The sequence below is a fragment of the Streptomyces sp. NPDC039462 genome, from assembly GCF_055639375.1.
The window spans coordinates 444028-468141 of record NZ_JBVKAO010000001.1; the positions used below are offsets into that span (position 1 = coordinate 444028).

Annotated in this window: 16 protein-coding genes and 1 pseudogene; 6 read left to right on the top strand and 11 right to left on the bottom strand. The window is 73.8% G+C overall.

The features are described from left to right. The first annotated feature begins 142 nt into the window (after positions 1-142). The gene (locus ACZ7LU_RS01795; protein WP_471915352.1) at positions 143-2644 is read left to right on the top strand and encodes a tetratricopeptide repeat protein; all 2502 of its coding nucleotides are present in this window, start codon (positions 143-145) and stop codon (positions 2642-2644) included. A 351-nt stretch (positions 2645-2995) separates the two neighbouring features. Here the strand turns inward: ACZ7LU_RS01795 and ACZ7LU_RS01800 are convergent, their stop codons facing one another. From ACZ7LU_RS01800 to ACZ7LU_RS01830, 7 genes are all read right to left on the bottom strand, one after another. Continuing rightward, the gene (locus ACZ7LU_RS01800; RefSeq protein WP_468713190.1) at positions 2996-4252 is read right to left on the bottom strand and encodes a hypothetical protein; all 1257 of its coding nucleotides are present in this window, start codon (positions 4250-4252) and stop codon (positions 2996-2998) included. A gap of 144 nt (positions 4253-4396) precedes the next feature. Continuing rightward, on the bottom strand, positions 4397-5707 hold the full coding sequence (locus tag ACZ7LU_RS01805) for a M28 family metallopeptidase (RefSeq protein ID WP_471915353.1): 1311 nt from the start codon (positions 5705-5707) through the stop codon (positions 4397-4399). Between the two features lie 195 nt (positions 5708-5902). Continuing rightward, positions 5903-6292, bottom strand: coding sequence for a D-ribose pyranase (gene rbsD / locus ACZ7LU_RS01810; RefSeq protein WP_471915354.1), 390 nt, complete (start codon positions 6290-6292; stop codon positions 5903-5905). After that, entirely contained in the window at positions 6289-7230 is a 942-nt protein-coding gene (locus tag ACZ7LU_RS01815; protein ID WP_471915355.1) for a ribokinase, read from the bottom strand. The genes rbsD and ACZ7LU_RS01815 overlap by 4 nt, the downstream gene beginning before the upstream one ends. 55 nt (positions 7231-7285) lie before the next feature. Then, positions 7286-9232: an ABC transporter permease/substrate-binding protein gene (locus ACZ7LU_RS01820; protein ID WP_468560992.1), complete on the bottom strand. Its 1947-nt coding sequence runs from the start codon at positions 9230-9232 to the stop codon at positions 7286-7288. After that, a complete protein-coding gene (locus tag ACZ7LU_RS01825; protein WP_471915356.1) occupies positions 9222-10754 on the bottom strand; it encodes a sugar ABC transporter ATP-binding protein in 1533 nt (510 codons plus the stop codon). The genes ACZ7LU_RS01820 and ACZ7LU_RS01825 overlap by 11 nt, the downstream gene beginning before the upstream one ends. Then, complete coding sequence (locus ACZ7LU_RS01830) at positions 10751-11833, bottom strand: LacI family DNA-binding transcriptional regulator (protein WP_471915357.1); 1083 nt, start codon at positions 11831-11833, stop codon at positions 10751-10753. The genes ACZ7LU_RS01825 and ACZ7LU_RS01830 overlap by 4 nt, the downstream gene beginning before the upstream one ends. 355 nt (positions 11834-12188) lie before the next feature. On the opposite strand from ACZ7LU_RS01830, the gene ACZ7LU_RS01835 reads away from it, so the two are divergent. Further along, positions 12189-12575 (top strand): SH3 domain-containing protein, encoded by a 387-nt coding sequence (locus tag ACZ7LU_RS01835; protein WP_398305838.1) that lies wholly within the window; start codon positions 12189-12191, stop codon positions 12573-12575. Positions 12576-12610: 35 nt separating this feature from the next. Here the strand turns inward: ACZ7LU_RS01835 and ACZ7LU_RS01840 are convergent, their stop codons facing one another. The 3 genes and pseudogenes from ACZ7LU_RS01840 to ACZ7LU_RS01850 all read right to left on the bottom strand — a co-directional run. Next, positions 12611-13933, bottom strand: a complete 1323-nt coding sequence (locus tag ACZ7LU_RS01840) for a DUF1266 domain-containing protein (RefSeq protein WP_471915358.1) — start codon at positions 13931-13933, stop codon at positions 12611-12613. A gap of 49 nt (positions 13934-13982) precedes the next feature. Continuing rightward, complete coding sequence (locus tag ACZ7LU_RS01845; protein WP_471915359.1) at positions 13983-15284, bottom strand: cytochrome P450; 1302 nt, start codon at positions 15282-15284, stop codon at positions 13983-13985. A 185-nt stretch (positions 15285-15469) separates the two neighbouring features. Beyond that, a pseudogene (locus tag ACZ7LU_RS01850) lies at positions 15470-16243 on the bottom strand (alpha/beta fold hydrolase); the annotation flags it as partial. 201 nt (positions 16244-16444) lie between these two features. On the opposite strand from ACZ7LU_RS01850, the gene ACZ7LU_RS01855 reads away from it, so the two are divergent. From ACZ7LU_RS01855 to ACZ7LU_RS01870, 4 genes are all read left to right on the top strand, one after another. Further along, the gene (locus ACZ7LU_RS01855) at positions 16445-18850 is read left to right on the top strand and encodes a GTPase-associated protein 1-related protein (protein WP_471915360.1); all 2406 of its coding nucleotides are present in this window, start codon (positions 16445-16447) and stop codon (positions 18848-18850) included. A gap of 169 nt (positions 18851-19019) precedes the next feature. Further along, positions 19020-19679 (top strand): tellurium resistance protein, encoded by a 660-nt coding sequence (locus ACZ7LU_RS01860; protein ID WP_398306065.1) that lies wholly within the window; start codon positions 19020-19022, stop codon positions 19677-19679. Next, complete coding sequence (locus tag ACZ7LU_RS01865; protein WP_470978244.1) at positions 19676-20587, top strand: protein phosphatase 2C domain-containing protein; 912 nt, start codon at positions 19676-19678, stop codon at positions 20585-20587. The genes ACZ7LU_RS01860 and ACZ7LU_RS01865 overlap by 4 nt, the downstream gene beginning before the upstream one ends. A gap of 23 nt (positions 20588-20610) precedes the next feature. Then, positions 20611-21960: a protein kinase domain-containing protein gene (locus ACZ7LU_RS01870; protein ID WP_471915361.1), complete on the top strand. Its 1350-nt coding sequence runs from the start codon at positions 20611-20613 to the stop codon at positions 21958-21960. A gap of 39 nt (positions 21961-21999) precedes the next feature. Here the strand turns inward: ACZ7LU_RS01870 and ACZ7LU_RS01875 are convergent, their stop codons facing one another. Then, positions 22000-24114 carry a hypothetical protein gene (locus ACZ7LU_RS01875; RefSeq protein WP_471915362.1) on the bottom strand — a complete coding sequence of 705 codons (2115 nt, stop codon included), beginning with the start codon at positions 24112-24114 and terminating at the stop codon, positions 22000-22002.

The following is a 24114-nucleotide window of genomic DNA, read 5'->3' on the forward strand; positions in this document are numbered from 1 at the left end:
GGCTTGTTTTGACGTAAACACTCTTCAGTGCGCGGAGTTCGGTCTGACGGGAACGGCGGACGGGTAGGACGCAGGCGCGCCGTGAGAGACGCGGGCGCCTTGTGGGTCACGGCAGGCCGCGGAACGCGGGAAAGGGCGGGCGATGGACCAGGTGACGGCCCCGGAATTGCAGGCCGGCCTGGCGCTGGCGGCCGCTCGCCCTGCGGTGGCACGCGCCTTCCTGGACACCGTGCGCGCCCGGGCGGACACCGCGACGGCCGCACTCGCCGACGCGTGGGCGTCACCGCGGGCCGGCGCCGACAGCGGAGAGCTGACCCGGTCCCTCGCGGTCGCCCTGGCCGAACAGGCCGCGCACCGGCCCGGACTGGCCGGGGACCTGCGGGCCTGGCTCGGCGCGGCACTGGCCTCCGCCCCGGCCGATGTCGCCAACGCCGTCGGCGGGGACGCCCGCGTGCACGGAACGGTCGTCCAGGCACACGGCATCCACGGCGGAGTGCACATCCACCCCGCGGCGCCCGGCACGGAACGGGCGCGTGCCGTGCCCCGCCAGATCCCCGCCGTGCCCGCCCACTTCACCAACCGCGAGCGGGAGCTGGCCGCCCTCGACCGGACGGCGGCGACGTCACCGGACGGCCCGGTGCTCGCGGTCATCAGCGGCCCCGCCGGCGTCGGCAAGACCACGTTGGCCCGCCGCTGGCTGCTCGGCCTCGCCGACGCCTTCCCCGACGGGCAGTTCTACGCCGACCTGCGCGGCCACTCCGGCAGCGACCCCGCACGCCCGGGCGAACTCCTCGGGCAGCTCCTGCGGGCCGTCGGGGAGGACCGGGTCCCCGCGGACCTCGGGGAGCAGTCCGCCCTGTGGCGGTCGGCCACCGCAGGGGCGCGGATCGCCCTGCTGCTGGACAACGCGGTGAGCGCGGCCCAGGTGCGCCCGCTGCTGCCCGGCGGCGCCCGCGCGCTGACGGCGGTGACGAGCCGGGGGCGCCTGAGCGGTCTCGGCATGGACGGCGCGGCCTTCCATCCGCTGGACGTCCTCGCCACGCACGAGGCGGTGGAGCTGCTCAGCCGCCGGATCGGTGCCGACCGCGTCTCCCGGGAGCCCGAGGCCGCGCTGTCGGTCGCCCGGGCCTGCGCCGGGCTGCCCCTCGCCGTGTGCGTCGCAGCGGCACGCGTGGCGGCGCGGCCCCGGCAGCCGCTGGCCGCGATGGCGGGGGCGCTGGACGGCAGGGGAGGCGGCGGCGCCCTCGACGCGCTGAGAGTGGAGGGGGAGTACGCGGTGCGCGGCGCCCTCGACACGTCGTACCGCCTCCTGCCGCCCGAACACGCCCGCGGCTACCGCATGTTGGGACTCGCCCCCGTGCCGCTGCTCGGCGTCGAGGTCGCGGCCGAGGCCTGCTCCCTGCGCGGGGACGAGGCGGACCGCCTCCTCGACGAGCTGGCCGAGGTGAACCTCCTGGAGGACCTCGGCCCCGACCCGCGCACCGGCACCGGACGGTACCGCTTCCACGACCTGGTGAAGACCCACGCGGCACAGCTGGCCGCGGACCACGACGGGCGCGCCGACGCAGCAGCAGCGGTGCGGCGCGTCGTCGACTTCTATCTGTACGCCGCGACCGAGGCCGAATCCCTCCTGACCCCCAGCCACCGCATCCTGCCCCGCCGCTACGCCCGACACCCCGCCCAGCGGCCGCCGTTCACGGACGCCCCCGGCGCGCTCCGCTGGCTCGACGCCGAACGCACCCACCTCATGGCGGCGCTGCGCACCGCGGCGGAGCGCGGCTGGGACGACACCGCCTGGATGCTCGCCGACGCCATGTTCCCGCTCTTCCTGCGCCTGCGGCCGTACGACCTGTGGATCGAGGCCCACGAGATCGGCCTCGCGGCGGCCCGCCGCGCCGGCGACCGGGCGGCCGAGAGCCAGATGCTCACCTCCGGCGGCACGGGCCTGCGCAACGCGGGCCGGCACGACGAAGCGGTGGCCTGGTTCGGCCAGGCGCTGGAGGTGGCGCGGGAGAGAGTGGCCTCGCTGGAGAGCGGCCGGGCGCAGGGCACGGGCTCCGTCGGCCAGGAGGAGCGGACCGCCGCCCGGCGGGCCGAGGCTCAGGCTCTGCACGGGCTCGGGCAGTCGCACCGGCTGGCCGGGCGGCTCGCCGAGGCCACCCGGTACTTCCGGCTCGCTCTGCCGTTGCGCGAGGCGATCGGCTACCGGCGCGGTGCCGCCCTGACCAGGATCTGCCTGGGAGACGTGGCGTTGGCCGACGGGCGTCCCCATGAGGCGCTGCCCCAGCTGGTAGCTGCCAGGGCGGATTTGCTGGCCGAGGACGACCCTTACGACGCCGCCCGCGCCCTGGCCTTCCTCGGGCAGGCCGCACTGCGGTGCGCGGGCGACGACGGCTCCGCCGTCGAGTCGGCGGAGGCGCAACTGAAGCAGGCTGTAAGGGAGTTCGAGGAGACCGGTTCCGTGCACTGGCAGGCGCGTGTACTGGAGATGCTCGGCGAGGCGGCCGAGGAGCGAAGGGAACCGGAGCGGGCCAGGCGCTGGTACGAGCAGTCCCTGGCCCGCTACGCATCCGTCAGCGCTCCCGACGTGCGGCGGATCCAGGAGCGGCTGCGGGGCCGGGGCGCAGACCTGGGACCGGAGTGACGAGTTCCGCGTACCACGCGCACAGCAGCCGCATGACCTCGCGGTGTGTCAGGGCTGCCGCGGCCGGGCAGCGCACGGGCGGGCGGTACGAACGGCGGGCGTGGGGGATCCAGCCGCCCTCCGCCCGGCGCACCACCACCAGCTCGCACCCCGGGTAGCGCCGCAGGGCGCGTGAGGCCAGTGACGCGGCGGCCCGGCACGGGCGCGGGCGGCCCGCGTACAGCACGTCGGCGCACTGCCGCCACGTCTCCCCCGTACGGCAGCAATCGCACCCACCGGGTCGACCGGAGCAGCAGCAACCGCGGCAGTCCAGGCAGGCGATCACCGGATCGTCCGGGTCGGCGAGCGCGCTCATGCCGGGAGCTCGACGGGAGACGCCGGGACCGGCAGCGGCGGCAGCGACGCCTCGTAGGCGGGCTCGCCGAGTCCGAGGAGCCGGTACATCAACTTCCGTGTGTTGCGGGCGAACCGGCCGGGCTCGGAGGAGATGCGCCGCCCGATCCGCGCGTACTCCGCGGCGGGGTACTCGGCCCGTGCGTAGGCGAGCTGCTCATCGAGCGGGTGTACGGGCGAGAGGGCGGGCGCGGTCCTCGCCAGCTCGGCCGCGGGCGAATCGGGGTTGACGTCCGCGGCCGGGAAGCGGGCCAGCAGGACGGCCGCGCGGGTGAGGGTGGCGTACAGCGTGACGGAGCCGTGGTCGCCGATCACCCAGTCCGCGGCGATCAGCGGCACGCGCCAGTCGGTGTCCGGCGGCAGGACGACGATGCCCCGGCGCCGGGCGGCGGCCAGCCAGGACCGCACCTGCCAGTCGCCGTGCCCGGACCAGACGTTGGGGTGCACCAGGACCGCGACCAGGTGGCGGGCCGGGTCGAGCTCGGTCAGGAGCCGGGGCAGCAATGCGTCCAGACGGTTGAACGACGAACCGAGACCCCAGGTCGAGGAGACGAGGACCAGGCGCTGTCCGCGGCGCAGCCCCAGCGCCGCCCGGTACCGCCTCCGCAGCGGCAGGCTCGCCACCAGCCGGTCGTGGCAGGCGTCCCCCACGACTTCGCTGACGGGCAGGGCCTCCGGGCACGTGCGGGCGAGCGTGGCCAGCTCCTCGCGGTGGGCGAGCGCCAGCGCCTTCGGCACCACCTTCCCGTGCCGCGTCAGATACTGCCGGCCCAGCTCGCCGACGGTCCGGGGCGCGCCCGGGTCGCGGTCGTCCGTGAGGCGGGACAGTTTGATGTGTCCCGCGCCGTGCGGCATCCGCAGCAGCGGGCCCCGCAGCCGGTGGACACCCTGGGAACCGGCCGCGAGGACGAGGTCGAACTCCATGCGCAGCGCCGCCTCCCACGGCAGGACCGTGTCGCCCAGGGCGCGCAGCACGCGCTCCGCCCCGGCGTTGAAGGCGTGGGGCGCGATCGTGAAGTGGGTCTGGATCCGCAGGTCCGACTCCAGGAGCGGGAGCAGATCCCGCAGCCGGCCGCCGTACACCTCGGTGTGCACGACGACCAGCACGCGCTTGCAGTCGGTCAGGGTGAGCCACTGCGCGTCGTGCCCGGATCCGGGGCGGAGCCCGGACCCGGGTAACGGCTTCGTCGCGACGGCTCTGCTCTCAACCACCATGGTGCCCCCCGGTGTTGTGTTCTCCTGATGGACAGGACGCTTCGGGTCGGGGGTGCCCCGGAGCGCGGGCGGAAAGCTTGCGCGAGGCTTGCGGGATCCTTGCAGGAGCCGCCCGCCAGCGGTTCGCCCAGCGGTTTCAGTGCCTCAGAACGTCAGCTTCCAGCTGTTGATGTAGCCCGTGTCCTGCGCGGCGACGTCCTGGACGCGCAGTTTCCAGGCGCCGTTGGCCGGCTCGCTGGATGCGTCGACCGTGTACGTCGCGATGACGTTGTCCGCCGAGTCGTTGCCGCTGGAGTTCTTCAGGCGGTACGCCGTGCCGTCGGGTGCCAGCAGGTCGACGACCACGTCGCCGCGCCAGGTGTGCCGGATGTCGACGTCGACCTTGAGGGTCGCGGGCGCGTTGCCGGTGCGGCCGGTCACGTCCACCGTGGAGGTCACCGCGGGGCCGTTGTCCGGGACGGCGACGTCCGTGGTGTTCTCGTACGTGTCGCCGGGCGGGACCGTGGTGCCTGCGCCGAGGGTCCAGACCGCGTGGGCGATGGCGTCGCTGTTGCGGTCAAGGGCCGTGTCGTTGATGTTCGACGTGGTGTCGCAGGACGAGTGGTAGCAGCGGTCGAAGGCCTGGCCGGCCGTGCCGCCCCACTTCTGCGCCTGCGCGCTGGTCTTGGCGCGCTCGGCGCCGGTGAACAGGCCGCCGACCGGGATGCCGACGTTCATGAACGGGGCGTGGTCCGAGCGGCCGTCGCCCTGCGTCTCGATCTCCGTGGGGACGTTCAGGCCCGCGTAGAAGTCCTTGAACGTCTTCTCGATCGTGGGATCGTCGTCGTAGACGAAGTAGCCCGGGTTCGGCGACCCGATCATGTCGAAGTTCAGATAGCCGCTGACCTTCGAACGGTCCGCCGTCGGCAGGTTGTTGACGTAGTAGCGCGAGCCGACCATGCCCAGCTCCTCGGCGCCCCACCAGGCGAACCGCAGGTGCTTCGTCGGCTTGAGCTGCGCGCGCGAGACGGCGAGCGCGGTCTCCAGGACCCCGGCCGAGCCGGAGCCGTTGTCGTTGATGCCGGGGCCCGACGAGACGCTGTCGAGGTGCGCGCCCGCCATCAGGACCTGGTTCGCGTCGCCGCCCGGCCAGTCGGCGATCAGGTTGTAGCCGGTGCCGCCGCTCGCGGTGAACTGCTGGATGCGGGTGGTGTATCCCGCCGCGTCCAGCTTCGCCTTCACGTAGTCGAGGGATGCCTTGTAGCCGGGGCGGCCGTGGGCGCGGTTGCCGCCGTTGGCCGAGGCTATGGACTGGAACTGGGAGAGGTGCGCCTTGACGTTGGCGAGCGGTATGTCGGGCGCCGCGAGCGTGGGCGAGGGGGCGGCCGGCGCGGCGACGGCGGGAGCGGCGGTGGCGAGCAGGCCGCCGATGGCCAGGGTGGCGGCACCGACGGCCGCACGTCTGAAGAGGTTCATGTGGGGCTCCGTATTCCGAACAGCGAGAGGGACGGAACGTGCGAGGCGCCCCGCGACGCGGGTGCCGCGGGGCGCCTTTGGAGCTGTGCGTTGCCTGATGTTGAGGGCGCGACGACCCACCGTCAAGAGCGGAAACCGGTCACATTGCGGTCAGCCGTGTTCGTATAGCGGACGACTCCTCGGCGGCCGTCGGGCTCAGAAGAAGACACCGCACCTCAGCAGCACATTCGCGTACGGCCGCGCCTCACCGGTGCGGACCACCAGGCGAGCCCCGGCCGAGCGACGCTTGAGTTCCTCGTGCGGGACGAGGTCGAGCGCCGGAAGGCACTCCCGCAGCAGCCGCGCCGCCGCCGGATTCGCCTCCCGCACCTCCTGCGCCGCCGTCCCGCCCTCCACCACCAGCTCGGCGAGGAGGCCGTCGATGACCTCCGCGAAGGACGGGACCCCGGCCCGGAACGCCAGGTCCACCACGCGCGGGCCCGCCGGGATCGGCATGCCCGCGTCGCAGACGAGCACCGTGTCCCCGTGCCCCAACTCGGCCAGCGCGCCAGCGAGATGACGGTTGAGGATGCCCGACTTCTTCACCGGGACGAGCCCTCTCCTGCGGCGCCGGGCAGCTCCGAAGCCGTCGGGTACGAGTCCTGCGCCCCCTTGCGGGTGACCGCCGCCGCACCCACCCGTACCGCGTACGCCGCCGCCGTCGGCAGGTCCTCGCCGAGGCCCAGGCGCCAGCCGAGCGCCGCGGTGAAGGCGTCACCCGCGCCCGTCGTGTCCACCGCGTCGACCCTCGGGCTCGGCACCCGCACGGCCTCGGAACCGTCGGAGCCGTCCGCGGTCAGCGCGCCCTCGGCGCCCAGCGTGATCACCACCGAGCGGGGGCCGAGCGCGAGCAGCCCGCGCGCCCACTCCTCCGGGGTCTCGCCCGCCTCTTCACCGAGGATGACGCGCGCCTCGTGCTCGTTCACCACCAGCGGGTCGCAGGCGGCGAGCACCTCGGCGGGCAGCGGGGCCGGCGGCGACGGGTTGAGGACGAAGCGGGTGCCGGGGCGCAGCGTGCGGACGACCTCGGCGACCGTGTCCAAGGGGATCTCCAGCTGGCTGGAGACCACCCGGGCCGCCGCGAGCAGGCCGCTCGCCGCGCGGATGTCCTCGGGGGTGAGGCGTCCGTTGGCACCGGGGGACACCACGATGCTGTTGTCGCCCGACGGGTCGACCGTGATCAGCGCGACCCCGGTCGGCGCACCGCCCACCAGCACACCGGCCGTGTCCACACCGGCCGCCCGCTGCGCGTCCAGGAGGAGCGTGCCGTGGGCGTCGTCGCCGACCCGGGCGAGCAGCGCCGTGCGGGCGCCGAGGCGGGCCGCGGCCACCGCCTGGTTGCCGCCCTTGCCGCCGGGGTGGACGGCCAGGTCGGAGCCGAGCACCGTCTCGCCGGGCGCGGGGCGCCGCTCCACGCCGATCACCAGGTCGGCGTTGGCGGAGCCCACGACCAGCAGCTCGTAGTCGGTGTTGTCGGCGTTCATGCGCTGATTCCTGCTTTCGTACGGTGTGGAGGCGAGAGTCACGAGACGTCGCGGGTCACGAGAAATTGTGCACGTTCTTCGCCGTGACGACCTTCACCGGGACCTTCACCGTCTCCTGGACCTTCTTGCCCTGCGTGGCCCGCACCGCGTTGCGGACCGCGATCTTCCCGAGCTCCTTGGGCTGCTGCGCCACCGACGCGTACAGCGTGCCCGCCTCGACCGCCTTGAGGCCGTCGGGCGTGCCGTCGAAGCCGACGACGGGGACGGAGTCGCCCGCCTTGTCGCCGAGCGCCTTGACCGCGCCGAGCGCCATCTCGTCGTTCTCGGCGAAGACGCCGTTCACGCCCTTGTTGGACTGCAGGAGGTTCGTCATGACGTCCAGGCCCTTGGTGCGGTCGAAGTCCGCGGGCTGCTTGGCGACGACGTCGATGCCCGGGTACGCCTTGATGCCCTCGGCAAAGCCCTGCCCGCGCTCGCGGCTCGCGGAGGTGCCTGGCGTGCCCTGGAGGACGACGACCTTGCCCTTGCCGCCGAGCTTCTCGGCGAGCGTCTTCGCCGCCAGCCTGCCGCCCGCGACGTTGTCGGAGGCGACGAGCGTCGCGGTCTTGGCCTTGTTCACGCCGCGGTCGGCCGCGACCACCGGGATGTCCTGCTTGTTGGCGCCGCGCACGGCGGGGCCGACCGCGTCGGAGTCCACCGGGTTGACGATGATCGACTTCACGCCCTCGCCGGTGAAGTTCTGCAGCTGGTTGGTCTGCTGGGAGGCGTCGTTCTGCGCGTCGGTGACCGTCAGGTCGATGCCCGCCTTCTCGGCCTCGGCCTGTGCGCCCTCCTTCATCTGGACGAAGAAGGGGTTGTTGAGGGTGGACAGCGACATGCCGATCTTCGTGGTCGTGCCCGACGAGCCCGAGTTGAAGAAGGAGACCGCGCCGACGACGGCCGCCACGACCACGGCGGCGACCGCGTACTTCACCGCCTGCGGCCCCTTCCCGCGGATGCCCCCGGCCGCCCCCGACGAGGCCCCCGGCGTCGCCCCGGCCCGCCGCCGCAGCGTGTCCAGGAGGACCGCGAGCGCGATGACGACACCGATGACGACCTGCTGCCAGAACGCCGACACGGACAGGAGGTTGAGCCCGTTGCGCAGCACCGCAAGGATCAGCGCGCCGATCAGCGTCCCGGACGCCTTGCCGACGCCGCCCGCGAGGCTCGCGCCGCCGATGACGACCGCGGCGATCGCGTCGAGCTCGTAACCCTGCGCGGCCTGCGGCTGCGCGGAGACGAGGCGGGACGCGAGGACGATGCCCGCGACGGCCGCGAACAGGCCGGAGAGGGCGTAGATGACGAGCTTCTGCCGCTTGACGCGCAGCCCGGACAGGCGCGCGGCCTCTTCGTTGCCGCCGATCGCGTACATGGAGCGGCCGATGAACGTACGCCCGAGGACGACGGCCGTCACGAGCCCCATCACGACCATCACGATCACCGGGACCGGCAGCCAGCCGCCCACCGTGTCACCGAGGTGCGAGACCGAGTCGGGGAACGCGATCGGGCTGCCCTGCGAGATCACCAGGGAGAGGCCGCGGGCCACCGACAGCATCGCCAGCGTCGCGATGAACGGCGGGAGTTTCCCGTACGAGACGAGCAGGCCGTTGACGAACCCGCAGGCCATGCCGGTCGCCACGGCGAGGACCACCGCGAGCCAGACCGGCAGCCCCTCCGAGGTCGCCGTCCAGGCGAGGACGGTGGCCGAAAGGGCGGCCACCGAGCCGACCGACAGGTCGATGCCCGCCGAGACGATCACGAACGTGACGCCGAAGGCGAGGATCGCGGTCACCGCGGCCTGCACGCCCACGTTGAGCAGGTTCTGGGTGGTGAGGAAGTCGCCGGACAGCAGCGACATCGCCACGACCAGGACGATCAGGGCGCTCAGCGCGCCGTTGTCGAGCAGCACGCGGCGGAGCGAGGCCGCGCCACCCGCGTCGCGCTTCAGGGTTTCAGTGGCCACGGGAGCCCTCCGCTTCTTCTTCGTTCCGTACCGCCGCGGTGCCGACGGCGAGCGCCATCACCGCGTCCTGGGTGGCCTCTTCGGCCGTGAGCTCGCCGGCGATCCGGCCCTGCGCCATGACGAGGACCCGGTCGCTCATGCCGAGCACCTCGGGCAGATCACTGGAGATCATCAGGACCGCGTGCCCGGCGGCTGTCAGTTCGTTGATGAGCTGGTAGATCTCGACCTTCGCGCCCACGTCGATGCCGCGGGTCGGCTCGTCGAGGATGAGGACCTTGATGTCGGCGAGCAGCCACTTGCCGATGACGACCTTCTGCTGGTTGCCGCCGGACAGGGTGCGGACGTGCTGGCCGAGCCCGGCCATCCGCACGCCCAGCTGTTCGGCGATCCGCGCGGCGTCCCGCTGCTGCCGCCCGAGGTCCACGAGCCCCGCGCGCGTCGCCGAACGCAGCGTCACCAGACCGAGGTTCTCCCGCACCGACGCGTCGAGGAGGAGCCCCTGGCCCTTGCGGTCCTCGGGGACCAGGCCGATGCCCGCGCCCATCGCCGCGTTCACGTCGTGCCGGGGCAGCCGCTCGCCGTGCACGTCGACGGACCCGGCGTCGTACGGATCGGCGCCGAACACGGCGCGCGCCACCTCGGTGCGGCCCGCGCCCACCAGGCCCGCGAGGCCGACGACCTCACCGGCCCGCACCTCGAAGCTGACGTCGTGGAAGACGCCGTCCCGGGTGAGGCCCTCGACGGACAGCAACGGCGGTCCGGCGTCCGGGCGTTCGCGCGGATACTGCTGCTCGATGCTGCGGCCCACCATGAGGCGTACGAGCTCGTCCTCGTCGGTCGACGCGGGCACCTGGTCGACGCTGCGGCCGTCGCGCAGGACGGTGACGCGGTCGCCGAGCGCCGCGATCTCCTCCAGGTGGTGGGTGATGAAGACGATGCCGACGCCGTCCTCGCGCAGCGTGCGCACGATCCGGAAGAGCTTGTCGACCTCCTCGGAGGTGAGGACGGCGGTGGGCTCGTCCATGATGAGCACGCGCGCGTCCAGGCTCAGCGCCTTGGCGATCTCGACCATCTGCAGCCGGGCGATGCCCAGTTCGCGCACCTTGGCGCGCGGCGACACCTGGACGCCGACCCGCGCGAGGAGCACCTCGGCGTCGGCCTCCATCTTCTTCCGGTCGACGAGGCCGAAGCGGCGCGGCTGCCGCCCGAGGAAGATGTTCTCGGCGACGGTCAGGTCGGGGACGAGGTTGAACTCCTGGTAGATGGTGGCGATGCCGAGCCGTTCGGCGTCCTGCGCGCCGTTGATGCGCACCTCGCGCCCCTCGGCGAAGATGCGTCCGCTGTCGGGCCGGTAGGCGCCGGAGAGCATCTTGATGAGGGTGCTCTTGCCCGCGCCGTTCTCGCCGAGCAGGACGTGCACCTCGCCGCGGCGCAGATCGAAGTCGACGGAGTCCAGGGCGACGACGCCGGGGAACGTCTTGCGGATGCCTTCGATGCGCAGCAACTCGCTCTGGTCACTCACGGGTTGCTCCTTCGAGATCGTACGGAAGTGTCCTCGCCGCTACCGGTGTGCGCGCCGGCGCCCTCACCGGTCTCCTCGCCGCAGGAACGGCGGACGACGAGGCGGGCGGGCAGGGTCACCGAGCGCGGGCTCCTGCCCTCGATCCGGTCGACAAGGGCGCGCACGGCGGCCCGGCCGAGGTCGGCGGTCGGCTGGGCGATCGCGGTGACCGGCGGGTCGGTGTGCACGAACCACGGGATGTCGTCGAAGGCCGCGAGCCCGATGTCGTGCGGCACGCGCAGGCCGTGCGCGCGGATCGCGTCGAGCGCGCCGAGCGCCATCAGGTTGTCGGCGGCGAAGACGACGTCGGGCGGCTCGGGCAGGGCGAGGAAGCGCTCGGTGGCGCGCCGCCCGCTGGCGGCCTGGAAGTCGCCCTGCCCGATGTACGCGTCGGGCAGCGCGGTGCCGTGCTCGCGCAGCGCGTCCCGGAAGGCCTCGACGCGCTCGCTGCCGGTGGTGGTGGCGGCCGGGCCCGCGATGATGGCGAGCCTGCGGTGGCCGAGCCCGTGCAGGTGGGCGACGAGGTCGCGGACGGCCTGCCGCCCGTCGGAGCGGACGACGGGGACGTCGGCGCCCACGCCGGGGATCCACCGGTCCACGAAGACCATCGGGGTGCCGGCCCGCACGGCGTCGAGCATCAGCGGCGAGCCGCCGTCGGTGGGCGACACGAGCAGCCCGTCGATGCGCCGGTCGAGCAGGGTCCGTACGTGGTGGTCCTGGAGCTCGGGCCGTTCGTCGGCGTTGCCGATGATCACGCTGTAGCCGAGCGCGCGGGCCGCCTCCTCGACGGACCGGGCCAGCTCGGTGAAGTACGGGTTGAGCACGTCGCTGATGACCAGGCCGAGGGTGCGGGTCTGGTCGGTGCGCAGGGACCGGGCGACGGCGTTGGGCCGGTAACCGAGCGCCTCGACGGCGGCGACGACCCGGGCGCGGGACGCGGGGCTGACGGAGGGGTGACTGTTCAGGACGCGCGACACGGTGGCAACGGACACACCGGCCTCGGCCGCGACGTCCTTGATGCTCACCGAACTCGGGGTCATCGTCGGTCCACCTCCTCGTGGAATCGATTACACGGAGGATTGGAAACGATTACACAGGGCCGTGACAAGGGGGGAGAGGGCGGTGAACGGCGAGTGAGACCTGATCGTGATGGTTGCCGGGAGGCCTGCGTACCGCAGAGGTGGCCGGGGGTGTGCCTGCGTACCGCAAGGGTGGTCGGGGGTGTGCCTGCGTACCGCAGAGGTTTACCCGCACTTGCACCGCTGGTTTGACGTGTCCTCGACGAGGCGTCCGTAGAGTCCTGCCGCGTCAGACCGTCAGACCATCAGACCGCCGGATCGTCAGCGGCCTGCCTTGCGGGACCGTCGACGCGTCCATGAACCGGGGGAGTCAGCCATGCGCGTTTCCAAGCCACGCATATGCGCCACCACCTTTGCCACCACGCTCGCCGTCGCGGCGGCCGTGCTCACGCCCGTCGTCACCGCGGCGCCCGCCCAGGCCGCCGCCCCGTGCGGCAAGACGGCACCCGACCGGGACAACAGCACCTGGCGTGCCACCGCCAACGGGGTCAACATGCGCTCGGGCTCCAGCACGGGATGCCGGTCCAACGGCCTGGCCGCACGCGGCGACAAGCTGGACTACCACTGCTACACCTGGGGCCCCTGGATCGGGGAGACGCGCACCGCGTGGACGTACGCGCGCAACACCCGTACGGGCGTCCAGGGCTGGCTGCGGACCGACACCATGAGTGACTTCGGCAGCGACGTGTACTGCGGCTTCTGACGGGGCGGGCGCGGGGCAAGCCCGAAGGCTACGGTTCAGGCCTGCTGGAACGGCACCGTGAGCCAAGGGCTGTCCGGGTCCGTCGTCAGAGCCCGGTGGGCGCGCAGCACGTCCGTGTACCAGGAGCCGAACGACTCCTCGTCGAAGTGCAGGCAGCGGCCCAGGACATAGCCCGCGGAGAACGTCTCCCAGGAGGGGTACGCGGCTCGCGCGGCGCCGGAGGCGCGTTCCAGGGCCTTGATCAGTTCCGCATGGGTGGCGTACCGGGCGCCGCGGCCCCAGCGGGCCATCTTCGATGCGCGGCCGATGTCCCAGGCCGCGACGGTGGTGACGTGACCGTCGGGCGGCAGGAGCCCGTCGGCGCGGAAGCGGGCCTCGTAGCGGAGCACCTTGCCGACGAGGCCCCGCAAGTGCCCGACGAACTGGTCCAGTTCGGCGTCCTCGCCGGGGCGGTGCGGTTCGTCGGGGCCGCCGGTCTCGACCACGCGGCGGCGCAGCGCCGCCTCCACCTCGTCGCGCCAGACCTCCGGGTCGACGCGGGGCCCGTGCCGCCGGATCAGGGCGGTGCGGGCGTCGAGGACGAAGTCCCAGTACCAGGGGCTGACGTCCCGGGTGAGCAGCCGCTCTTGGAGGGACAGCCAGTCGTCGCGGTCCTGCACGCCCCACCACTCCGCCAGGCGGCCGACTTCGTTGTGGTGGCCCGCGCCGTGCCAGTCGACGGTGTTCCAGGCGTCGCCATTGGTGAAGCACAGGTGCGCGCCGCACGCCAGGCCGTGCAGGAGCGCGCTGCCGGGCTCGGGGGTCCTCGTGCGGCGGGTGTCGATGCGGTTCGCGAGGCCGTCGGAGCGGTGGTACTTGTCGTGCAGGTCCGACCAGACCTGCCGCTCGTCGTCGGTGGTCAGATAGAACTGCTGGCACGGCGTCGCCGCGTTCACGACGAGGAAGTCGACGTCGTCCGGGCAGCCGACGGCGAGCGAGTCCAGCGTGACGTACTCGTAGACGACGGCGGGATGCGGGCGGGGCAGGACGCCCGCCGTGTACACCTGCGCGACCTTCCTGCCGTCCGGCAGGTCGACGGTGAGCAACGGGCTCTCGGTGGCGTCGCGTTCCGTCCCGGTGGCCGGGACCGGGCGGTACAGGCCCTCGACGGCTATCGCCCGCAAGTAGCCGTAGGCGTCGTCCGCCCGGCACAGCTCGTACAGGTGCTGCTCCAGGTCGGCGGGGGCCTGCCAGGGACTGCCGTCCGCCGGTGCGGGGAAGTCGGGGAAGACCTCGTCGTGGAGCTCGCCGTCGTGGAGCTCGTCGTTGTGGAGCTCGTGGTCGTGGAGCTCATGGTCGTGGAGCTCGTCGTCGTGCATGGGCGTGCTTCTCCGCTCGGGCGCTGCGCTGGTTTCGCGATCTTGCACCTTACGCGGGCGCCACCAGGCGCAGCGACTTCAGGCCGTTGATGAAGTGCGAGACCAGCCGGCGCGGCGGTGCGGCGAGCCGCAGGGAGGACAGGGCGCGGGCCGACTCCTCGTGGAACACGCGCAGTTGGAGGCGGGCGAAGTGCGCGCCCAGGCAGACGTGCGGGCCGTCGCCGAAGGCCACGTGCGGGTTGGGCGCCCGCGACAGGTCGAGGCGGTGCGGGTCGGTGAAGACGCGCTCGTCGTGGTGGGCGGACGCGTGGAAGACGACGACCTTGTCCCCGGCCGCGATGCGCGTCCCCGCCAGCTCGGTGTCGCGGGCCGCCGTGCGCCGGAAACTGAGCACCGGCGGGTGCCGGCGCAGCAGTTCCTCCACGGCGGTGGCGGTGGTGACCGTGCCGGCCCGCAGCCGCGCGTACTCGGCGGGGCTCTCGGCGAGTGCCAGCAGCCCGCCGGGCGCCGCGCTGCGCACGGTGTCGTTGCCCGCGACGGTGAGGAGAAAGAAGAACATCTCCAGTTCGGCGGAGGAGAGTTCGGGGTCGTGGGCGAGCGTCGTCAGGACGTCGTCGCCGGGGTGTCCGCGTTTGTGCGCGGCCAGCGTCCTGGCGTACGCGAACATGTCGCGCAGCATCGCGGGCGAGCGTGGGTTGACCGGCTCGCCGTCGGGTCCGAGCACGGGCGGCGCCGCCTCGTCCGGGTCCTGGTAGCCGATGACGCGCTGGGTCCAGTGCAGCAGCAGGCCGCGGTCGGGCGCGGGGACGCCCAGCAGGTCGGCGAGGTTGAGCAGGGCGAACTCGTCGGTGACGGCGGTGACGAGGTCGAAGGTGCCGTCGCCGTCGCGCGCGTCGGCCAGGGCGGCCGCGAGGAGCGTCCGAGCCCGCTCGCGCACCCGCGCTTCGAAGCGCTCGATCCGGCGCGGTGTGAACGCGCGGCTGACCAGCCTGCGCAGCCGCCCGTGGTCGTTGGGGCCCGTCCCCTTGTGCGCGGCGGGATCCTGGTTGAGCATCATGCGCCGGATGAACGGCAGGTCGTCCGGGGCGGGATCGCGGATCTGGGTGGCGCCCAGGTACGAGGAGTACGTCGCCGGGTCCTTCAGGACGCGTACGACGTCGGCGTGCCGGGTGACCGCCCAGAACCCCGGGCCCGCGGGCCAGCCGAGCACCGCTGGCTCCTCCTGCCGGGCCACGGGGTGGTGGTCGCGCAGTACGCGGTAGCGGTCGTGGGGGATGCCTTCCGCGTAGAGGCGGGGATCGAAGACGTCGGGAACGGGCGGTGTCGCGGCGGGCGCGTCCCGCACGCTCACGCGCGGCCGCCGCCGTCCCGGGGGTGGTCCAGGTCCGCGGCCTCGCCGGTGCCGGTGGCCTCGCCCGTGTCGGTGGCCTTGCCTGTGTCAGCGGTCCCACCCGCGCCCCTGCTCGCGGCCTCGCCCGTGCGGGTGGCCGCGCCCGCGCCCGTGTCGGCGGCCTCACCCGCGCCCGCGGCCTCGCCCCCGCCGCCCTCCGCGCGCAGGAAGTCCTCCACCGTACGAATCAGTTCGAGGGGCACCTCATCCATCGCGTAGTGCCCGGCCCCGGGCAGCTCCGCGAGTTCGCCGTGCGGGTACGAGCGCAGCCATGTGCGGCGCATGAGGTCCGCCGACAGGGCCGGGTCGAGCGCCCCGGTGACGGCGAGGGCGGCCACGGGAGAACCGTCGACCTCCGTGTGGAAGTCGTCGTTCGCCCACGAGTCCAGCCAGGCGCGGAACGCCTTCGCGTCGCTGACCTCCAGGGAGCGCCGCACCATCCGGTCGAGCCAGGCCCGTGGACGTACGCCACCCGTGGTGATGTCGAGAATGGCGCGCCGGTTCTCCGGGGTGTGCGCGGCGGAGGCGAACAACTCCCATTGTTCCGGAGGGAGTTGCAGTCCGTTCGCGGGTACTGGTGACACCCCTACCAGGCGGCGCACCCGGTGCGGAGCCGCGGCCAGGACGCGCTGGGCGACGCTGCCGCCCATGGAGTGCCCGATCAGCGAGAACCGCTCCCAGCCGAGCCCGTCGGCCAGGTCGAGGACGTCGGCGGCGCCCTCACCCGTGGTGTACGCGCCGACGGCGTCCTTCGCCTCGCCGTACCCGCGCAGGTCCACCACCGCGTACTGGAACGCGGCGCCGTCCAGGTCCGCGAGCACCGGCCCGTACGCCGACCGGTCGGCGAACCAGCCGTGGACCGCGATCACCTTGTGCGGGCCTTCGCCGAGCAGGGTGTGGGGGAGCAGGAAAGGAGGCATAGCGACTCCGATCGCCGGGGAGGCCACGGACGGCACCGGTCGGTGCGGGACCGTGACCACGGTGTCCCCAACCGCGATGCCGCGCAAGGGTGCACGCCGGTACGCCCGGTGTTCGACCAGGTGCGAATGGCCTGCCCGAGGGGCGGGGGTGAACTTGGCGGACGGCCTGCGGTCCGGTGCCGCGGTTGGTCAGAATGTGGCATGGCCATCCGTCGCCTCAGCTACCGGCTCGGTCACGAGCCGGACACCGGAACCCTCCTCCTGGTCCCCGCGGACCAGGACGGGCGTGGGCAGCAACCACACGAGAACACGCCCGATGACGCGAGCGCGCTGCGTGCCGTCGTCGCGCGCGTCATGGGAGCGGGGACCGAGCTGAGCTACAGCCTCCTCCCGGACGGCGGCCGGCTGCTGTGCGCCGCGCTTCCCGGCCGACGCGTGGAAGCGCTGCATCTGAGCGCCGACACCCCGGGGCCCGGGCCCGTGTGGCCGATCGACACCTGGCGCTCCGCGGGCTGGGAGGCGGCCGCCGACGACACGCTCGGCGCCGGGTTCGTCGAGTCCGAACTGCCCGTGCCCGAGGCGCACTTCGACCGCGAGCTCCTGGTCGCGTTCGCCCGGGGGCGCGCCGACCGCGTCGCGCCCTTCCTCGCCGACGTGCGCCGGCTCTTCGAGGACCCCGCCGGGCGGCAGATCGTCCTCGTGGAGGAGGACTCCGAGACCGTCGCCCGCTGGATCGCGCTGGCCTGCGCCTCACTGCCTGAGGAGTACGTCGCCGCACTCACGTTCACCACTTGGACCACCGACCCGCGCCGGGCCCCGCAGCAGATCATCGGCACCGGCCCGGACACGGTGTTCGACCGCTCCGACGACGCCACGGTCGAGTACCTGTACCGCGTGCACGACGGCACGGGCGGGCCGGAGAGCCCGCCCGCCGAGCCCGACGCCTGGGCCCGGCTGACCGCCGAGCGGTGGCTCGCCGGGAATCCGCCGCGCCCCGCCCCCGGAGCGGCCGCACGCCCGGAGGGCCCCTTCGCGCTGCTCCCGCTGATCTCCGGAGGGAACGCAGGGGCGGCAGGCCACGGCAGCACGGACACCCTGTCCGGCACCCTCTCCGGTGCCGAACTCGCCGGGCTCGGCGGCGACTCCCTCCGCGCCGTCATCGACGCCTTCGCCCAGAGCGTGACCAGGGGAGAGGCCGACCCGCGCACCCTCGACGAACTCGACAGGCTCTGCCGGGGACTCGACGGCGACCACGCCCTCGCGGCCCGGCCCCTCGCCCTCGCCCTCGTCAAGCACCGCCTCGACGCGTCCCGCGGCCGCGGCACACTGCCCGACCTGGCCGCCTTCGAAGGCCTGCCACTCGGCCAGGAGGCCTGGCGGGAACTCCGCGAGGAGTACGGCGGCCGCGCCGACGACGCCCTGCGCGCCAGGCTCCGTGACCCCATGTCCACCTGGACCGAGCCGCTGCGGCTCGCCCTCGCCGTGGGAGCCGACGGCGGCCCCGGCCTCGCCAAGGCCATGGAACGCCTCGCGGACGCCCTGCTCCACCCCGAGCGGCGCGACTGCGCGCAGGCCGTCCAGGTCCTGACCGAACTCGACAGCCTTGCCCTCACCCGCCGTGTGCTCCGGCTGCTCATCGCCGACTTCACCGAGCGCAAACTGGACCGCCTGCGCGACCTCGCCGACTCCCCCCAGGGCGACTGGCTGCGGCGCCACATCGACGACGCGCCGCTCACCGTCCGCCTCGCCGCGGCCGCCGCCCACTGGAGCGGCCCCCCGGACCGGCTGCACGGCGCCGCACTCTTCGAGCGGCTCACCGAACTCCTCACCGGCCGGCGGGTCCAGGACACGACGACCCTGCTCCTGCTCTGGCGCATCGTCTGGCGCAACGACCCGCCGGACCGGGCCGAACAGCCCTGGGTGGCCCGCACCTGCACCCCCCGCCTGATCATCGAGGCGGACCTCGGCCGACGCGTCATGGGCTGGCTCAAGGAACCCGACCACTGCGACCTCGAACTGGTCGAGTTCGCACGGGAGATGCGCAAGGACGGCAAGCTGGGCGCCCAGGACCGCGACACGGCCGACCTGCTCGTGACCGCCCAGGACCTCGCCGACGGGCGGCTCGCCCTGACCAGGGCGTCCATCGCCCGCCTACGGGAACTCAACCGGAAGGTGCCGCCGCTCGGCACGGTCCTGCGGCGGGGGGTCGACGAGCGGGTGGGCCGTGCCCTCGCCGGGGCGAACCCGCTCGACGTGTGCGAGGCGCACGGACTGCAGATCCTCGTCGCCGCGAGCCCCGACCTGCTGCGGTCCTACCGCGCGCACCTCCTCGACGAGCGGACCTGCGACCGCCTCGTACGCGAACTGCCCGGCAGACCCGCCGAGTTGGCCGCCTACTACCACCTCTGGCGGCCCCGGCGGCGGCACGGCGTCAGCGCGGAATGGCGCGAGGTCGCCGCCGAACTGCTCGACCGGGCCCTCGCGCCCGTCCTCGCGCACCTCGACCACCACCACCTCGGGCAGGTGGCCACCGTCCTCCAGCGGGAGGAGCAGGACGTACAGGAATGGACGGCATGGCGTCACCGGGTCGCCCAGGAGCAGAGCTGACCTTCCCCCAGCGGCAGAGCTGACCGTCCCCCAGCGGCAGAGCCGGCCGTCGCCCGGAAGCAGAGACCGTCGCCCGGAAACAGAGCTGAGCGAGTTACCGACACCCCACGAAAGGACCAGTGTGAGCGACACCAGCGAGACCGTCGTCGACAACTTCCCCGGCGGCAGTATGGCGAGCCGCCCCGTGCACTTCATCTGGATGCTCGACTGCTCGGGCTCCATGGGGGTGAACGGCAAGATCGGCGAACTGAACTTCGCCATCCGCGAAGCCATCCCCGAGATGCAGCAGGCCGCCCAGTCCAACCCCGCCGCGTCCCTCCTCGTGCGCGCCATCACCTTCGCGAGCGGCGCCAGCTGGCACGTCGGTGATGCCACCCCGGTCGACCGGTTCACCTGGGAGGACGTCCACATCTACGGCGGCACGGACATGGGCGCCGCCTTCAAGCTGGCGGCCGGCGCGCTCCAGACCCCGCCGATGCCGCAGCGCGCCCTGCCGCCCGTGCTCGCGCTCGCCTCGGACGGGCAGCCCACCGACGACTGGCGGGCCGGACTGCGCGCCATCGACGGCACACCGTGGGGCAAGCGGGCCGTCCGCGTCGCGGTGGCCATCGGCGACGACGCCGACAAGAGCATGCTCAAGGAGTTCCTCGGCAACCCCGAACTGGAGCCCCTGCAGGCGAAGAACCCGCGCCAGCTCGCCGCCGCCATCCGCTGGATGTCCACCGCGGTCGTCAAGGACGCCTCCACCCCCAAGGTCGACGACGGCGCGAAGCCCGCGACGCCGCTCGACGTGCCGTCGATGACCAAGGGCGAAGACGACATCTGGTGACCGGACCGGAGACGACGACCGGGCCGGGGCCCGCGGCGGCCGGGCCCTGGGCGCTGCTCAGCGGCGCGGTCAAGGGAGTGGCGAAGAAGTACAGCCAGGACCGCGGTGCCGCCCTGCCGGTGGCCGGGGGCCGTGCGGCCGTCCTCGCGGTCGCCGACGGGCACGGCAGCGCCGCGCACTTCCGCAGCGACCTCGGCGCGTACTGGGCGGTCGAGGAGTTCACCCGGTGCGCGGAGGCCTTCGCGCGCGAGGCCGCCCGCGTCGGCGCCGACGCGGCCGGGTGGTCCGCGCTGCGGGAGGAGGCCCGGCGGCTGCCGCAGCAGGTGGGGCACCGCTGGCGCGAGCGCGCCGTCCTGTACGACAGCAACTCGCCCGCCCACGGCGCCCGGCCGCTCGCGGCGAAGGACAGGACCGGCCGCGGCGCTCGCCCGCAGGCCCCCGACCTCGCCGCGTACGGCAGCACCCTCATCGGTGCCGTACTGACCGAACACACGTTGTTCTGCTGGCAGTTGGGAGACGGCGACATCGTGCTCGTCGACGACCGCGGTGTCCCGCACACCCCGCTCTCCACCGGACCCGACATGGGCGACGAGACCGACTCGCTCTGCGAGCCGGAGCCCTGGCGCAAGATGCGGTCGCACTGGCAGCCCTTCACCGGCGGCGCGCCGCCGTGCGTGCTGCTCTCCACCGACGGGCTCTCCAAGAGCTTCGCCGACCACCAGGGGTTCCTGGACTTCGCCACCGGCCTCGGCGACCGCGCCGCGGGACAGGGCGTGGCGGCGGTGCAGGCCCAGCTCCCGGACTGGCTCGGGCGGGCCGCCAAGTACTCCGGGGACGACACGACCCTCGTGGGCGCCATAGCGGTGCCCCCACAGCGCAGCGACGAACCGCGAGGGCAGCAGCCCTGAGCGCAGAGAGGAACAGAAACAGAATGGTGAACGGCATGCTCGCCGCCGGGAAGACCCTGGTGGCCGAGTCGGGGGAGAAGCTCAAGGTCGCCGACCTCTTCGGCTCGGGCGGCCAGGGCGAGGTCTACCGCGTCCAGACGGCCACCGGGGACCGCGCGGTCAAGTGGTACTACCCCCAGCTGGCGGACGCCCGCCAGCGGGAGATCCTCGAAGGGCTCATCGCCAAGGGCTGGGACGACCCCCGCTTCCTGTGGCCCCGCTCCATCGTGATGGACCCCGAGGGCAAGCAGCCCGGCTTCGGCTACCTCATGGACGTACGGCCCGCGCGCTTCTGCGACCTGCCCGCGCTCTTCCGCCGCGACCCGTCGGTGGCGTCCGCGACGATGCGCACCCTGGTGACGGTGGCGCTGCACACCGTCGAGGCCTACCGCGCCCTGCATTCCCGGGGCATCGCCTACCGCGACATCAACTGGGGCAACATCTTCTTCGACCCGCGCACCGGCGACGTCCTGATCTGCGACAACGACAACGCCGTCGTGGAGGGCGCCGAGGCCGCCGTCGCGGGCACCATGGACTTCATGGCGCCGGAGCTGGTCCGCGGCGACAAGGGCAAGGAGCCCGGCACCCAGACCGACCTGCACTCCCTGGCCGTGCTGCTCTTCCTGCTCCTGATGAACGACCACCCGTTCAACGGCGCCCTCGCCCTGAACATCCGCTGCATGGACGAGGCCGCCAAACGCAGGCTGTACGGCACCGACCCGGTCTTCGTCTACGACCCGTCCGACACCCGCAACCGCCCGGTGCCCGGCGAGCAGCCGACCGTCGTGGCGACGTGGGGCGCGCTGCCGCAGATCCTGCGCGACCTGTTCGTCCACACGTTCACCAAGGGCCTGAGCAACCCCACGCAGCGGGTGCGCGAGACGGTGTGGCGCGACGCGCTCAGCCAGGTCCTCGACGCCATCACCCAGTGCGGCACCTGCGGCAAGCAGAACCTCACCCAGCCCGACGGCGCGCCGCCCCACTGCTGGAAGTGCCGCACCACCCTGACGCTGCCGCCCCGCCTCGAACTGGTCACCGGCACCGGTTCGCTCCGCACCCGGCGCGGCATCCGCCTCGCCCCGAGCGCCCGCGTCTACGCCCACCACCTGCGCGACGACCCCGACCGCCACGACTTCTCCGCCGTGGTCGGCGAGGTCACCGAACACCCGCAGCAGCGCGGCAGGTTCGGCCTCACCAACCGCACCAAGTCCGTCTGGACGGCCCGCAAGGACGACGGCACGGTACGGGACGTCGACCCCGGCAAGACCATCGCCCTCCGCACGGGCCTCCTCATCGAGTTCGGCGGGGGCACGGAGGCGGTGGTGAAGGAATGACCGAGCGTTTCGCCCGGTGAGACAGCCCCCGCCCTGCTCTCAGGGGCGTCGGCGGCGCCAGTGCCGACGCCACCAGGTGGTCCAGCGGGACAGGGCGGGCGGCGGCGGAGGAGGCGGCGGTGGCGGGGGCGCCGCGGGCACGGTGGTGACGGCCGGGGCGGGGGTGATCGCCACCGCGTCGGGGCGGGGGAGCGGGGTCACCGTGACGGTGCACTCCGTGGCCGGGACGGGGATGACGACGGGGTGTCCGGCACGGTGGGTGCTGCGCGCGACGCGCTGTTCCCCGCCCCGCCGCCCGTCGGTCCACGCGGCGCGCACCAGGACCGCCGGCTCCGGCCAGTCGAAGTGCAGCTCGGCCCGGTCGTCGGCGACCCTGCGGGCCGTCAACACGCCGATCCGCGCCGGGTGTTCGATGATGACGCTGGGGCCCGACACGGCCCGCTCGCCCAGCACGCTCACCGCCGTGACCCGGACCCGCTGCTCGGGCGCGGGCACCAGCTCGACGTGGGACTCCGCGCCCACCGCGGTCGCCGGGATCCGGTCCACGAGACCCACGATGTCGGAGACGTCCGTGCCCGGCTCGACGGGGCCCGCCGTCCACGGCAGGAGCAGCCCGTCGCCGAGTGCGGGCGGCCGCCAGGCAATGGTCACCCGCTCGCCGTCCACGTGCCGCCGCACGGTCAGCTCCTCCACCGGTGACGGCCACTGCTCGGCGCGGGCGGTGACGGTCACGCCGCGGGACCAGACGAGGTCGCCGTCCGGGTCGCGGTAGCCGCAGCGCACTTCGTACGTGTACGTGCCCGGGGCGAGCGGCACGTCGAGCACCCGGTCGTGTGCGCACGGCACCCGCACCAACGACGACTCGCCCCAGCCGCCGGTCTCCGCCCCGGTCCCCGACCGCGTCACCCGCACCTCGGCCGCCGCCGGGTCGGGCCGCCACCGCAGCCGCAGCCCGCCCGGCACGACGGCGGCGCGCGCCTCCGTCACCACCGGGGTGAGCAGCACCGGGGCGGTCACGCGCGGCACACCGGCGAGGCGCTCCCCGCGCAGCGGGACGACGGCGTAGCGGAGGGGCCGGCCGACGGGCGCGTCCGCGTCGACGGAGTCGAGGCCCGTCTCGCCCGCAGCCGTCTCGACGGCCAGGTGCGGGGCGCCGTCGGGGAAGCGGAGCACGCGGTACGAGACGTCGTCGGGGCGGCCGCCGCGCTCGGGCGCGCACCAGGACAGGCGTACGGCACGGTCGTCGGTCACGGCCGTCACCCGCGGCCCTGCGGGGGCGAAGGGGTCGTCGGCGAGGAGCGCGGCCACGCGCAGCAGGCCCGCCTGGGCCTCCGGGTCGTCCCTGGCCAGACGCAGCGCGCCCAGCCAGGCGTCGGCGGCCGTGCGCCACGCGCCGGTGGCCTCGGCCGCGGCGGCGTCGGCGGCGAGCCGCCCGACCTCGTCGGCCCGCGCGCGGATGCCGTCGACGAGTGCGGCAAGGCGGTGGTCGGCCGGTCCGTCGGGGTATTCGGACGCGCGCGGGAGCCGAGCCACGAGCCGTTCCGCCGCGCGCAGCCGCACACCGGGCCACACGTCGTTCAGGGTCTCGGCGGCGTGTCGGGCGGGACCGGTCGCGGGGAACCCGGCGGCGACGGCCGCGGCGAGCAGCCCCGCCTCGCTGCGGTGCACGCCGAGGGCGACGGCCTCGGCCTCACCGGGCCGCTCGCCGCCGTCCCTGAGGAGGCAGCACACCTCCCACAGGATCAGGCGCCGCAGCCCCATGGCGTCGTCCCGCACCAGGGTCTCCAGCGTGTCCACCACGGCCGCCACGGTGTCGGCGCGCGGATCCGACGAGGACAGCCACTGACCGCGCGCCCGCCGGACGAAGGGCAGGTCGACGCGGTGCCAGAGGCCGCCGCGGCCGGGGAACCAGAGCCCGTCGAGGACGCGGAAGCCGTCGTCCGTGCGGGCCTTGGGGAGCGTGCCGAAGACGGCGTCGTGCGCGGGGGCGGGGGTGGGCGCGCGCAGGGCGTCCGCCGCGTGCCGGAAGTTCAACTGCCGGATCGCGTCGTGCAGCTGGACGTAACCGCGCAGGCCGGGGCAGCGGGGCAGGACGGGCAGCGGCGGGCGCGCGCCGCTCGCCTTCGGGTGCTCGCCGGGACGCAGGACCGCCAT

Coding starts and splice junctions, on each gene's coding strand:
- ACZ7LU_RS01830 (WP_471915357.1), bottom strand. CDS start 11,833: ATGACCCCGAGTTCGGTGAGCATCAAGGACGTCGCGGCCGAGGCCGGT.
- ACZ7LU_RS01795 (WP_471915352.1), top strand. CDS start 143: ATGGACCAGGTGACGGCCCCGGAATTGCAGGCCGGCCTGGCGCTGGCG.
- ACZ7LU_RS01805 (WP_471915353.1), bottom strand. CDS start 5,707: ATGAACCTCTTCAGACGTGCGGCCGTCGGTGCCGCCACCCTGGCCATC.
- ACZ7LU_RS01875 (WP_471915362.1), bottom strand. CDS start 24,114: ATGGCGGTCCTGCGTCCCGGCGAGCACCCGAAGGCGAGCGGCGCGCGC.
- ACZ7LU_RS01855 (WP_471915360.1), top strand. CDS start 16,445: ATGGCCATCCGTCGCCTCAGCTACCGGCTCGGTCACGAGCCGGACACC.
- ACZ7LU_RS01835 (WP_398305838.1), top strand. CDS start 12,189: ATGCGCGTTTCCAAGCCACGCATATGCGCCACCACCTTTGCCACCACG.
- ACZ7LU_RS01800 (WP_468713190.1), bottom strand. CDS start 4,252: ATGGTGGTTGAGAGCAGAGCCGTCGCGACGAAGCCGTTACCCGGGTCC.
- ACZ7LU_RS01860 (WP_398306065.1), top strand. CDS start 19,020: ATGGCGAGCCGCCCCGTGCACTTCATCTGGATGCTCGACTGCTCGGGC.
- ACZ7LU_RS01815 (WP_471915355.1), bottom strand. CDS start 7,230: ATGAACGCCGACAACACCGACTACGAGCTGCTGGTCGTGGGCTCCGCC.
- ACZ7LU_RS01840 (WP_471915358.1), bottom strand. CDS start 13,933: ATGCACGACGACGAGCTCCACGACCATGAGCTCCACGACCACGAGCTC.
- ACZ7LU_RS01870 (WP_471915361.1), top strand. CDS start 20,611: ATGGTGAACGGCATGCTCGCCGCCGGGAAGACCCTGGTGGCCGAGTCG.